Raw genomic sequence first — 12,283 nt, 5'->3', positions numbered from 1 at the left:
TTACCACGAGGAACCCATCCTAGCGACGCGCCCGGGGCTGCGCGCAGGACGTGCGTGCATTCCCACACACTGCACCCCGACGGACCGGGCACCTGCGCGCGCCCTGCCCCGCACACGGTAAAATACGCGCCAATCACCAAACGTGAACGAGGCAATACGGCGACTCATGGCAGGGCATTCGAAGTGGGCGAACATCCAGCATCGCAAAGGGCGTCAAGACGCCAAGCGCGGCAAACTCTGGACCAAGATCATCCGTGAAATCACGGTGGCGGCGCGCGCGGGCGGGCCCGACCCGGATGCCAATCCGCGCCTGCGCCTGGCCTGGGACAAGGCCACCGACGCCAACATGCCCAAGGACAACGTCCAGCGCGCCATCGCGCGCGGCACGGGCGGCGCCGACGGCGTCAACTACGACGAAATCCGCTACGAAGGCTATGGCATCGGCGGGGCCGCGGTCATCGTCGACTGCATGACCGACAACCGCACCCGCACCGTGGCCGAAGTCCGCCACGCCTTCGCCAAGAACGGCGGCAACCTGGGCCAGGAAGGCTCGGTGGCCTTCATGTTCAAGCACTGCGGCCAGTTCATCTTCGCCCCCGGCACTTCCGAGGACGCGGTGATGGAGGCCGGCCTGGAAGCCGGCGCCGAGGACATCCAGACCGACGACGAAGGCGTGATCGAAGTGATCTGCGCGCCCGGCGACTACCCCGCCGTCAAGAAGGCCTTCGACGCCGCCGGCCTGAAGGCCGAAGTCGACGGCATCGTCATGAAGGCATTGAACGAAACCGAACTCACCGGCGAGGACGCCGTCCGCATGCAGAAGCTGCTGGACGCTCTCGAGGCCCTGGACGATGTCCAGGAGGTGTACACCACGGCCGTGCTCGACGAGCAGAACTGAGCGCCGCCCCGCTGCATCCCGCCGCTGTCCCACCCGGGGCGGCGGCTTCAACGTGTCTGTAACCCGAAATATCATGCGTATCCTGATCATCGGCTCCGGCGGCCGCGAACACGCCCTGGCCTGGCGCCTGGCCCAGTCCAATCGCGTCGAGACGGTCTACGTCGCTCCCGGCAACGGGGGCACGGCCCGCGACGACCGCCTGCAGAATGTCGAGATCACGGACCTCGAAGCCCTCGCCGACTTCGCGCAGGCCAACCAGGTCGCATTCACCGTGGTCGGCCCCGAAGCGCCGCTGGCCGCCGGCGTGGTCGACGTGTTCCGCGCGCGCGGGCTCAAGATCTTCGGTCCCACCCAGGCCGCCGCGCAGCTTGAAAGCTCCAAGGACTTCGCCAAGCAGTTCATGGTGCGCCACAACATCCCCACCGCGCGCTACCAGACCTTCACCGATCCGGCCGCCGCCCATGCCTACGTGGACGAACAGGGCGCGCCCATCGTCATCAAGGCCGACGGCCTGGCCGCCGGCAAGGGCGTGGTCGTGGCCCAGACGGCGGACGAAGCGCATCAGGCGATCGACGCCATGCTGGGCGACGGCTCGCTGGGCGCGGCCGGCGCGCGCGTGGTGATCGAGGAGTGCCTGCTCGGCGAGGAAGCCAGCTTCATCGTCCTCTGTGACGGCCAGCACGTACTGCCGCTGGCCACCAGCCAGGACCACAAGCGGCTGCTCACCGGCGACCAGGGCCCCAACACCGGCGGCATGGGCGCCTACTCGCCCGCGCCCATCGTCACCCCGCAGTTGCACAACCGCATCATGCGCGAGGTGATCCTGCCCACCATCCACGGCATGACCCACGACGGCACGCCCTTCACCGGCTTTCTCTACGCCGGCCTCATGATCGCGCCGGCCACGGACACCCAGCCCGCCACCATCAAGGTGCTGGAGTTCAATTGCCGCATGGGCGATCCGGAAACCCAGCCGATCATGATGCGCATCAAGAGCGATCTCACCAGGGTGTTCGAGCACGCGGTCAACGGCACGCTCGACCAGGCCGAGATCGATTGGGATCGCCGCACCGCGCTGGGCGTGGTCATGGCCGCGGCGAACTACCCCGCCACGCCGCGCGCCGGCGACGCCATCGACGGCCTGCCCGCCGAGGCCCAGGACTGCATGGTGTTCCACGCCGGCACCCGCCAGGACGGCGACAAGGTCGTCACCTCGGGCGGCCGGGTGCTCTGTGTGACGGCGCTGGGCGACTCGGTCAAGCTCGCGCAGCAGCGCGCCTACCAGGCCGTCGACCGCATCCATTTCGCGGGCTCGCAGGTGCGCCGCGACATCGGCTGGCGCGCCATCAACGCCAAGCCGGGCCAGGCCCGGTCCTGACACGGGAGGGCAGCATGAGTCTTGAGGACGAGCGCAAGAACGCGCTGCGCAACTACTTCACCGGCCTGCAGGCGAGCATCGTCGGTGCGCTGGAGGAGGCCGGCCAGGCCGCCTTTCTCACCGACACCTGGGAACGCGCCGAGGGCGGCGGCGGCATCTCGCGCCTCATCGAGGGCGGCGAGCTGTTCGAGCGCGCGGGCGTGCTCTTCAGCGACGTGCGCGGCAGCACCCTGCCCCCGTCGGCCACCGCGCGGCGTCCCGAACTCGCCGGCCGCCCGTGGGAGGCCATGGGCGTGTCGATGGTGCTGCATCCGCGCAATCCGTACATCCCGACCACGCACATGAACGTGCGCGCCTTCGTGGCGGGCGACGTGTTCTGGTTCGGCGGCGGCATGGATCTCACACCCTACTATCCGTTCGAGGAAGACGCGCGGCACTTCCACCAGGTGTGCGCCGACGCCCTCGCGCCGCACGGCGCCGAATGGTATGTCCGCTACAAGGCCTGGTGCGACGAGTATTTCTTCCTGAAGCACCGCAACGAGACGCGCGGCGTGGGCGGGGTGTTCTTCGACGACCTCAACGAGCCCGGCTTCGACGCATCGTTCGCGATCACCCGCGCGGTGGGCGACGCCTTCCTGGCCGCCTACCTGCCCATCGTCGAGCGTCGGCGCGGCTTGGCCTACGGCGAGCGCGAGCGCGCTTTCCAGGCCTACCGGCGCGGCCGCTACGTCGAGTTCAACCTCGTCTACGATCGCGGCACCCTGTTCGGCCTGCAGTCCGGCGGACGCACCGAATCGATCCTGATGTCCATGCCGCCCGGCGCCGCCTGGCGCTACGACTACCATCCCGAGGCCGGCAGCGCCGAGGCCGGGCTCGCCGAATTCCTCGTTCCCCGCGAATGGGTTTGAGCCAGCCCGTGCATGCGGCCGATGCCCGGCGCGTCGGGCTGCTCGGCGGCAGCTTCGACCCGATTCATTGCACCCACCTGGATCTCGCGCAGAGCGCGCGCTGCGCGCTCGCGCTGGACGAAGTGCAGTTGCTGCCGGCCGCGCAGCCATGGCAGCGCGGCGCCCTGGGCGCCAGCGCGGACCAGCGTCTGGCCATGCTCGCGCTGGCGATCCAGGGCCGCGACGGCCTGACCATCAACGACGGCGAGATCCGCCGCGGCGGGCCGACCTACACGGTGCAGACCCTGCGCGAACTGAAGGCGGGCGAAGACCCCGGCCAAACGCTGTTCTGGCTCATGGGCAGCGACCAGCTACGCAACTTCGACACCTGGCGCGATTGGCAGGAGATCGCCGCCCGCGTGCAACTGGCCGTCGCCGAGCGCCCCGGCCATCCGCCCGAGGCACCCGCCGCGCTCAAGCAATGGCTGGACGCGCACGGCCGCAGCGTACTGCACGTGCCTTTCGCGCCGCGCAACGCCTCGGCCACCGACATCCGCGAGCGCCTGCGCCGCGGCCAACCCATCGACGGACTCACACCCCCAGCCGTCGCCGACTACATCCGCACTCACCATCTCTATCGGACCTGACGACTTCTACATGGATCTCAGAAAACTGCAACGCGCCGTCGTCGACGCCCTGGAAGACGTCAAGGCGCAGGACATCAAGGTCTTCAACACCACCCATCTGACGGGCCTGTTCGACCGCGTGGTGATCGCCAGCGCGACCTCCAACCGGCAGACGCGCGCGCTCGCCAACAGCGTGCGCGAGAAGGCCAAGGCGCTCGAGGTGCCCATCGTCGCCACCGAAGGCGAGGAAACCGGCGAGTGGGTGCTGGTCGACCTGGGCGACATCGTCGTGCACATCATGCAACCGGCCATCCGCCAGTACTACGCGCTGGAAGAAGTCTGGGGCGGCAAGCCGGTGCGGGTCAAGCTCGGCCAGTAAGGCATGAAGCTCATCATCGCCGCCGTCGGCAACCGCATGCCCGGCTGGGTCGCCGAGGCCTACGCCGAGTACGCCAAGCGCATGCCGGCGGACTGCCCGATCGAACTGCGCGAGATCAAGCCCGAGCCGCGCACCAGCGGCCGCACGCCCGCGCAGATGATGGCCGCCGAAGCCCAGCGCATCGACGCCGCGCTGCCGGCCGGCGCGCTACGCATCGCCCTGGACGAACGCGGCCGCGACCTCACCACCATGGACCTGGCGACCCATCTCGGGCAATGGCGCAACGACGGGCGCGACGTAGCCTTCGTGATCGGCGGCCCGGACGGGCTGGACGCCGGCTTCAAGCAGCGCTGCGACCGCCTGGTGCGCCTGTCCTCCCTCACCCTGCCCCACCCGATGGTGCGCGTGCTGCTGGCCGAACAGCTCTACCGCGCGTGGGCCATACTGCACAACCACCCCTACCACCGGGCATAATCCGGGGTATGACGGCCATCTATCTTGCATCACGCAGCCCGCGCCGCCGCGAGCTGCTCTCCCACATGCGGGTTCCCCACGACGTACTCGTGCTCGCCGCGACCGAGGACGACGAGCCACGCCTGCCGGGCGAGTCGCCCGCCGATTATGTCGTACGCACCGCGCGCGAGAAGGCGCAGCGCGGGGTCGTCACGATCCGCAAGCGCGGGCTCGCGGTGCGCCCGGTCCTTGCCGCCGACACCACGGTGATCCTGGGCGACGACGTGCTCGGCAAGCCCGCCGACCGCGACGAGGCGGCGGCCATGCTGGGCCGCCTCTCGGGCACCCGCCACGAAGTGCGCACCGCGCTCGCCCTGGCCGCCCTGGACGGCCGTCTGCACGAAGACGTGTCGATCACCACCGTCCAGTTCCGCCCCCTGTCCGCGCGCGACATCGCGCGCTACTGCGACAGCGGCGAACCCTACGACAAGGCCGGCGCCTACGGCATCCAGGGCCTGGCCGGCATCTTCGTCGAACGCATCGAAGGCAGCTATACCGGCGTCATGGGCCTGCCCCTGTTCGAGACCGCACGCCTGCTCAACCACGTCGGCATCACCCTCCCATGAGCGAAGACATCCTCGTCAACGTGTCTCCGTTCGAGACGCGCGTGGCCGTCGTTTCCCAAGGCGCCGTCCAGGAACTGCACCTGGAGCGCAGCGCGCACAAGGGCTACGTCGGCAACGTCTACCTGGGCAAGGTCGCACGGGTGCTGCCCGGCATGCAGAGCGCCTTCGTGGCGATCGGGCTGGAGCGCGCGGCCTTCCTGCACATCGCCGACATCCGCGAGAACCGGCTCGAGCGCGCCAACGGACAGACCCCCACGCCCATCGAGAAGCTGCTGTTCGAAGGCCAGTCGATCAAGGTCCAGGTCATCAAGGACCCGATCGGCACCAAGGGCGCTCGCCTGTCCACGCAGATCAGCCTGGCCGGTCGGCTGCTCGTCTACCTGCCCTACGACCCGCACATCGGCATCTCGCAACGCATCGAATCCGAGACCGAGCGCAACCGCCTGCGCGAGCTCGTGCAGCGCCTCACCCCCGAAGACGAAGCCGGCGGCTACATCGTGCGCACCCAGGCCGAGGACGCCAGCGAGGAGGAGATCGCCGCCGACATCGACTACCTCGCCAAGCTCTGGAGCTCCGTACAGCAGCGCAGCCGCACCAGCGCCCCGCCCACCCTGCTGCACGAAGACCTCACCCTCGCCCAGCGCGTGCTGCGCGACGTGGTGAGCGCCGAGACGCAGACCATCCAGGTGGATTCGCGCGCCACCGTGGCCGCGCTGCGCGGATGGGCCGGCGAGTACACCCCGCAGGTGCTCGCGCGCCTGGCCCACTACAGCGGCGAACGCCCGCTCTTCGACCTCTACAACGTCGACGAGGAAATCGCGCGCGCCCTGTCGCGCCGGGTCGACCTGAAGTCCGGCGGCTACCTCATCATCGACCAGACCGAAGCGCTGACCACCATCGACGTCAATACCGGCGGCTTCGTCGGCGGCCGCAACTTCGACGACACCATCTTCAAGACCAACCTCGAAGCCACCCAGGCCATCGCGCGCCAACTGCGCCTGCGCAACCTCGGCGGCATCATCATCCTCGACTTCATCGACATGGAGAACCACGAGCACCGCGATGCGGTCCTGGTGGAGCTCAAGAAGGCCCTCGCACGCGACCGCACGCGCGTCACCGTCAACGGCTTCACCCAGTTGGGCCTGGTCGAGATGACGCGCAAGCGCACGCGCGAGTCCCTGGCCCACATGATGACGGAGCCCTGCCCCGTCTGCCAGGCGCGCGGCAACATCCGCACGGCCCGCACCGTGTGCTACGAGATCCTGCGCGAGCTGCTACGCGAGGCGCACCAGTTCAATCCGCGCGAGTTCCGCATCCTCGCCTCACAGACCGTGATCGACCTGTTTCTGGAAGAAGAAAGCCAGCACCTCGCACAGATGGGAGACTTCATCGGCAAGCCGGTGTCGCTGCAGGTGGAAACGGCGTACAGCCAGGAGCAGTACGACGTAATCTTGGTTTGAGTATCCCGGCGTTTCCCGGCGTCTCACGCATCACATCAAGTCCTTGATTTTTCTGTTTTTCGTGGTTCCTAGGTGGGTAGCTAGAGAAGAAGCTACCCAGTCAGACGATGGCAACAAGAACTGCACAAGGCTCTCTCATCGAGGTCCAGCTCCGCAACTGGGTTCGAGCGGGCGCCCCCGTCGCGAAGTCCGATGGCGGTGGACTCACGTTCACGCTGTCAGCCAGCGGCACGGCGACATGAGTTCTCCGATATCGCTTTGCTGGAAAACGCCGAGAATTGACGCTGGGCAACTACCCAGACTTGGCGTTGGCGAGTGCACGCAAGCTCGCCAGCTCTTATCGGGTTCAGATCGATGCCGGCGCGGACCCTGCGGCAGAGAAGCAAGCAGCGAAACGAGCGGCGCAGGCCGAGAAGTCCGTTGCCTGGCTTATCGACGACTACCAGACGAAGATACTGCCCGGCCTGTCCGCGAGCACCAATCGCACCTACAGTCGCCAGCGAAAACGCATACGCACGCAGTTCGGCGGGCGTCCGGCGCCGTCCATCAACGGGTCTGATATTGCGACTCTGCTCCGCCGCTACCAAGAGCGCGGCTGGCGCGAAGCTGAATCCTTCTGGATCGTCGCCAAGGAACTGTTCAAGCACGGGCCCGGCCAGCACGTCATCACGACGCATCCTTGCACAGACATCGACCTCGAAGCGGTGATCGGCAAACGCCCCGCACCACGCAAGCGGCTCATGCTCACGAACGCGGAGCTGAAGCACGTCATGAACCCGTCGATGAACCGCATCAACCAGTTGGCGGTATGGGTGCTGCTTGCCACGATGGTTCGGTCGAACGAGTTCGTGACCGCGCTTTGGGCCAATGTGCACCTTGACGAGGAGACCGTCGACGCTCTGGGCTGCGCGCTGGCAAATACTGGCGTCGAAAACCGGAACGGCTATGGACGTGCCCCTGACGCCGCCGGTGGCCGGCTGGTTCCACGAACTGCGGCCATTGGCCTGGAACTCCGAGTTCGTTGTACCTGCCCGCACCTACAGCCGCCTCGAGTGAGCGCACGGCGATAACCACATCAACAACAACACGATCGCCGACGCTATCAAGTACTGGCTCGAGCACCATATCCCTCCTGTTCGCCGCTTCACCCCACACGACCTCCGCTCGACAGGTCGCTCGCATTTGCGAGCGTTGGGTGTGGGACGCGACATCTCGGAAATGTGCCTCAACCACAATAGGCAACTGCCAAAGGCATCGCCGTTCGATATATCCAGCCGGGCAAGCCTAACCAGAATGCCTTCATCGAGCGCTTCAATCGGACGTATCGGACCGAGGTGCTCGACGCCCATCTGTTCGCCACGCTGCAACAGGTCCAGGCCATCACCGACCAATGGCTGATCGACTACAACGAATACTGCCCACACCAAGCGCTGGGCGGCGTCCGGCCGGTGCAGTACATGCCTCGGTTAATCCGCGCTCCGACTCTGTATCTGTCGTTGTCTACTTGACAGGGGAGCTTACGGGGTGACTGCGGGCGAAGAAAAAGCCCGCGGGCTCTCGCCGGCGGGCCAGTTGGTGCGAATGATGGAATGCGGCTTCAGCTATCTAGCAGTGATCCCCATCGATTGGCGCGAATCACCGTGCCATCGGGATAGAGCACATCTGGCGATGACGAGACATAGGCAACGACGTCGATGCGCAGCGGTTCCGCTTGTGTGTTGATCGAATGTACAGACCGCAAGCTTGAGACGTTCGAGCCTTTTCGCACCGTACCGGTGATGTACTTGCCGCCTGTTGCGGACGAAGTGTAGATCTTGACATCGATCGCTCCGTTGCCAGTCTCGGCCGATGTGTATGCGAGTGTGGCAACCGCCGTGCCGTTAAGCAGGACGGTCACCGTTTTCGCACCTGCAGTACCACTCGCCAGGCAGCTTGTCCGCACGTCGATCTCGTCACCCGCAACAAGCGTATCGATAGGGACGACCGTCGAGGCGACCACGTTGTTGGGGTTCGTGGACGTGACGCTACCCGGGGGGCCGACCTTGACGCCGACACGCGCGAGATCGATTGCCGATAGATCACGCATGTCAAGAAACTGGCCCGTCGCCTCCCAACGCATCGTACCGCCCGACTCATAGCTGCCACTGAACACTGAACCGACAAGGTCGAACTGGTCAGAATCCATGCTGGCGACGATCCAGCTACCGTTAACTGGCACTCCAAAAACGCCGCTTATGCGCACCCGGTCTCCGGAACGCAAGAGATGATCAGCGGCGGTCATCCGCACACCGCCAGAGCCATCGGGCGACACACCGGTAATCGTAACCGTACGCGAGCGTGTCTGTATCATGTGCCGCTCCGACCGTGCAACGATGCGCTCGAGCTGCGGCTCGACAGCCCCCTGGGTCACCACGTAGCCTCCACGCTCGGACACGATTCCCCGCGCAACAGGACGTTGACCCGACGCCATGCGCACTGCGTCGGGCTGGGCCTGGGGGCCGGTGAACGTGAGGTCCTCGGCGACATTATCGGCGTTATCGCTTACTTGTGTGCCATAGCCGAATACCAATAGACGGCCAGGAGTAGCCTGGTCAACCTCGACGCGGCGAATCGCATTGCGAGAGCACGATTGCCCCAGGCCCGGGGCGAATTTGATAAGGTCACTCGTCAGGTTGCGGGCATACACCACTCCGTCCTCTACCGAGCAGTCGCTCGCCCAGAACCAGGATGCAACGGCCGCCTCCGCGCATTCTCCAGCGTCTATGCGGAAATTACGCACGCGCGCGCGACGACTATTCTCGTTAAATCCGATGAGCGGCTCGCCCTCGACCGGAATGTCGCGCGGCTGATAGATGCCCTGGATGACCGTGTAGTCGTTATCATGGGAGTACACACCCGACTCGATAAAACGGTCGCAGAACGTGGAAGTGATGCGGTTGAACCTGCTGTAGAACGTCGCGTTGTGATAGATCGCCGCGCGAACATCCATCCACAGATCCTCGAACGTGCATTCGTACATGCCGCCCGCTGCCGTAGCCCATGCCCGTGGCGCTGAGGTGACAATGCGCAGCTTTCGGAATGCGCAGCTTTCGGAATGCACAGCCCGCAACGAGCCGGCGAGGCCGGCCATCATTGGCATTGATGATCGTGCCCGACGATTTGTAGATCTGCGGCTGCACCCCTCCGATGTCGTCGTACCAGGGGCGCTCCATCGTGAGCACTGCCCCGGAAATCGAGCGGATGCGGTTCGCCTGAAACCCAACAGCGAACATGCCCACGCGCTCGCTCGTAGCGACCCACACCAGATCACCCGGCGCGAACTGGCTCGCATGCCCGGCCGTTACCAGCGTCGCCGTGACCGACCCACGCGCCAGCGGGTCGACGTCATATGCGGGCTCAGTCAGGATATCGTTGGGGTTGTAGTTGCCCACATCCCAGATGCGCCCCTGGCCACCGAAAGTCTCGGTCTCCGTCACATTACGCAGGACGGTCGCCTGCCCGTATCCCTCGATCGTGATGTCGTTGTAGAGATATGAGTACTGATCGACATCGATCGTACCGCCTCCCGAACACGCCGGCAGCAAGAGGCAGCCTCCCTGGGAACGCCCATGAAGTTCATTCACCGCAGCCTGAATGGTCTGCCGATTGAACATGGCAGATCGCGACTGACTCACGCCCTCCGCACCAAGGTCAATAAAATCGCGAGAGACGGTTGCCATGAGATATCTCCTGAAGCCTTCAAGTTCCCGCACAATGCATGATACGGTGGGCAGGTATTGCGGATGAGGAAAAAGCCCGCGCGGGGTGGGCCATCAAGTATGTTTCTTTCTACTACATTGGCTGGTGCGATGAGGCTCACGGAAGCGCTTTGGGCTCCATGGCGAACGCCAGACAACGCCCTTCTATCAGGACAGGAGAGCCATGGAAGAACGACCACACATTTGACCCGCCTCAATCTTCCAGCGCGCTGACGCGTGCGGCGAGTCGCGCAACGGTGCGACGCTGAAGAGCGGCTTCCAGAAATAGGCACTGGTCCGCGCGGACTCCCCACCGATCTCCCGCTGCGCACCAAACGGCGCTCGTCGGTTTCGTATTCCTCAGTGCCGATCCTGTCGTAGCGCCATTCGATGCGAACGGGCTCGTCCTTTTCCCGGGTCTCGTGCTCGACCCATTGGTAGATATCCCGCGTACCCATCACGGGCTCGTACTCCTCCTCCCACTCATCCCGGCACAGAAGCCCGTACCGTGTGGCGTCCAGGCCTTGGGCGGTAAATGCATCCCGGACCTGCTGGGCGATGAGGCCGATATGGATCCTGGCCGAAGCGCCCTTCAGCGCAAGCGCGGACAGAAACTGATACGCGATGAGAGAAACGTCCTGCCACGCGTCCAAAACCTCATCGGAGATCTCGGCCGGGGTGGACTTCTCGCGGGCGTCGGACGTACTGATCGTGCCCGTCGCAGCGCATACACCTTTTGAACGATGCGTTGAACCACGCCATAGCTGCACACGACGATCATGATTGGCTCAAAGACGCGGCTAATCGGCTGGTGCTGGACACGGACATTCTGTGGCAATCGCTTTGCACGAATGGCAGAACGAGAACCCCGGCAAGACGACAGGAATACCTCGGATCACCGACCACCCCGAAAAGCACAGCGACGGCTGAGTACACCCGCCACTGCCGATCCACTCCGCCGCGCGCGGGATTTTTAACGTCTAGGCGGTTGTCGGCGCTCAGTGCGCGCCTTGCCGCACCGCCTTCAGCAGTGCGTCGTTCATCCGGGTCTGCCACCCTTCCCCACCGGCCTTGAAGGCATCGATGACCTCCTGGTCGTAACGGATCGTCACCGCGACCTTCGGACTAGCCTTAGGCGGCCGGCCGATGCGTTTGAGTTGCTTGAACTCGTCCGCGCCCAGTTCGTACGTGTCGAGGTCGGCCGCAATGCCGGCGTTGATGGCTGCGTCTTCTTCAGGCGTTGGCACAATCAGCCTACGTTTGCTCGACATAGTGTTTCACCTCCCGTGAATTCGCCTTGCGCAGGCTGATGACATGCATCGTGTCGCCGCGCTGCGTGAATACCACGCAGTAAAGGCGATCGCCGATCACGCCATAGCCAATTTCTCGTACCTCGTGGTAATCCTGCCGCGTATCGGGCTTACACATCACTTCCGGCCACTCCAGGTTGCTCGCCAGCGAGAGCGACACACCATGCTTGGCGATGTTGCTCTCGTTCTTGGCCGGGTCGAATGTAAGGTTCACGCAGTTATTGTAGTTACAAAAACAAGGCACTGCAAGAATTTTTTGTAGTTACGCAACCCTGGGGGCCAAGCCCAACCAGTAATGCTCGTAGCAGTACCCTGCCTAGCGGCGATTCGTTCTTTAACAACCAGGGATTCAGGAGAGGGCGCGCAGCGATGTGCGCTCAATGAAGTGTAGCCACCCTTTTTCGAGGGTAGTACCCTGCTAACCGACCAGCAGTATGAGCAACAGGATCAGCGATCGGCGTTGCTTGTAGCTGAGGGTCGGCTTGATCATGGCATACGCCCTGATTGAGCTGGCAGGCCTGCCAACTGT

The 12,283-nt window shown here is 64.9% G+C and carries 13 protein-coding genes and 2 pseudogenes; 10 read left to right on the top strand and 5 right to left on the bottom strand.

Going from position 1 to position 12,283, the window contains the following annotated elements; all coding sequences use genetic code 11:
* Positions 1-166 precede the first annotated feature (166 nt).
* The 10 genes and pseudogenes from FOZ76_RS03075 to FOZ76_RS03030 form a co-directional block, all read left to right on the top strand.
* A complete protein-coding gene (locus tag FOZ76_RS03075; protein WP_143946663.1) occupies positions 167-898 on the top strand; it encodes a YebC/PmpR family DNA-binding transcriptional regulator in 732 nt (243 codons plus the stop codon).
* 73 nt (positions 899-971) lie between these two features.
* Entirely contained in the window at positions 972-2,276 is a 1,305-nt protein-coding gene (purD, locus tag FOZ76_RS03070) for a phosphoribosylamine--glycine ligase (protein ID WP_143946662.1), read from the top strand.
* Positions 2,277-2,290: 14 nt separating this feature from the next.
* Positions 2,291-3,184, top strand: a complete 894-nt coding sequence (hemF, locus tag FOZ76_RS03065; protein ID WP_143946661.1) for an oxygen-dependent coproporphyrinogen oxidase — start codon at positions 2,291-2,293, stop codon at positions 3,182-3,184.
* Positions 3,181-3,810, top strand: coding sequence for a nicotinate (nicotinamide) nucleotide adenylyltransferase (nadD, locus tag FOZ76_RS03060; protein WP_246129264.1), 630 nt, complete (start codon positions 3,181-3,183; stop codon positions 3,808-3,810). Before hemF ends, nadD begins: the two co-directional genes overlap by 4 nt.
* A gap of 10 nt (positions 3,811-3,820) precedes the next feature.
* On the top strand, positions 3,821-4,168 hold the full coding sequence (gene rsfS, locus FOZ76_RS03055) for a ribosome silencing factor (protein WP_143946659.1): 348 nt from the start codon (positions 3,821-3,823) through the stop codon (positions 4,166-4,168).
* A 3-nt stretch (positions 4,169-4,171) separates the two neighbouring features.
* Positions 4,172-4,642: a 23S rRNA (pseudouridine(1915)-N(3))-methyltransferase RlmH gene (gene rlmH, locus FOZ76_RS03050; RefSeq protein ID WP_143946658.1), complete on the top strand. Its 471-nt coding sequence runs from the start codon at positions 4,172-4,174 to the stop codon at positions 4,640-4,642.
* 8 nt (positions 4,643-4,650) lie between these two features.
* Positions 4,651-5,247: a Maf family protein gene (locus FOZ76_RS03045; protein ID WP_143946657.1), complete on the top strand. Its 597-nt coding sequence runs from the start codon at positions 4,651-4,653 to the stop codon at positions 5,245-5,247.
* On the top strand, positions 5,244-6,707 hold the full coding sequence (gene rng / locus FOZ76_RS03040; protein ID WP_143946656.1) for a ribonuclease G: 1,464 nt from the start codon (positions 5,244-5,246) through the stop codon (positions 6,705-6,707). The genes FOZ76_RS03045 and rng overlap by 4 nt, the downstream gene beginning before the upstream one ends.
* 254 nt (positions 6,708-6,961) lie before the next feature.
* Positions 6,962-7,777 (top strand): annotated as a pseudogene (locus FOZ76_RS03035) (integrase arm-type DNA-binding domain-containing protein); the annotation flags it as partial.
* 180 nt (positions 7,778-7,957) lie between these two features.
* Positions 7,958-8,215, top strand: a pseudogene (locus tag FOZ76_RS03030) (integrase core domain-containing protein); the annotation flags it as partial.
* 89 nt (positions 8,216-8,304) lie between these two features.
* On the opposite strand, the gene FOZ76_RS03025 reads toward FOZ76_RS03030, so the two are convergent.
* The 5 genes from FOZ76_RS03025 to FOZ76_RS03005 form a co-directional block, all read right to left on the bottom strand.
* On the bottom strand, positions 8,305-9,696 hold the full coding sequence (locus FOZ76_RS03025; RefSeq protein ID WP_143946654.1) for a hypothetical protein: 1,392 nt from the start codon (positions 9,694-9,696) through the stop codon (positions 8,305-8,307).
* Positions 9,587-10,426 (bottom strand): hypothetical protein, encoded by an 840-nt coding sequence (locus FOZ76_RS03020; RefSeq protein ID WP_143946653.1) that lies wholly within the window; start codon positions 10,424-10,426, stop codon positions 9,587-9,589. The genes FOZ76_RS03025 and FOZ76_RS03020 overlap by 110 nt, the downstream gene beginning before the upstream one ends.
* Positions 10,378-11,214: a tail fiber domain-containing protein gene (locus tag FOZ76_RS28330; protein ID WP_143946652.1), complete on the bottom strand. Its 837-nt coding sequence runs from the start codon at positions 11,212-11,214 to the stop codon at positions 10,378-10,380. Before FOZ76_RS28330 ends, FOZ76_RS03020 begins: the two co-directional genes overlap by 49 nt.
* Before the next feature lie 228 nt (positions 11,215-11,442).
* Complete coding sequence (locus FOZ76_RS03010; protein WP_143946651.1) at positions 11,443-11,715, bottom strand: BrnA antitoxin family protein; 273 nt, start codon at positions 11,713-11,715, stop codon at positions 11,443-11,445.
* The gene (locus FOZ76_RS03005; protein WP_143946650.1) at positions 11,699-11,968 is read right to left on the bottom strand and encodes a BrnT family toxin; all 270 of its coding nucleotides are present in this window, start codon (positions 11,966-11,968) and stop codon (positions 11,699-11,701) included. Before FOZ76_RS03005 ends, FOZ76_RS03010 begins: the two co-directional genes overlap by 17 nt.
* Positions 11,969-12,283 lie beyond the last annotated feature (315 nt).

The sequence above is a fragment of the Verticiella sediminum genome (genome assembly GCF_007558815.1).
GTDB lineage: Bacteria > Pseudomonadota > Gammaproteobacteria > Burkholderiales > Burkholderiaceae_B > Verticiella > Verticiella sediminum.
Note: the sequence above shows the minus strand (reverse complement) of the source record. Positions and strands in the feature narration are given on the sequence as shown.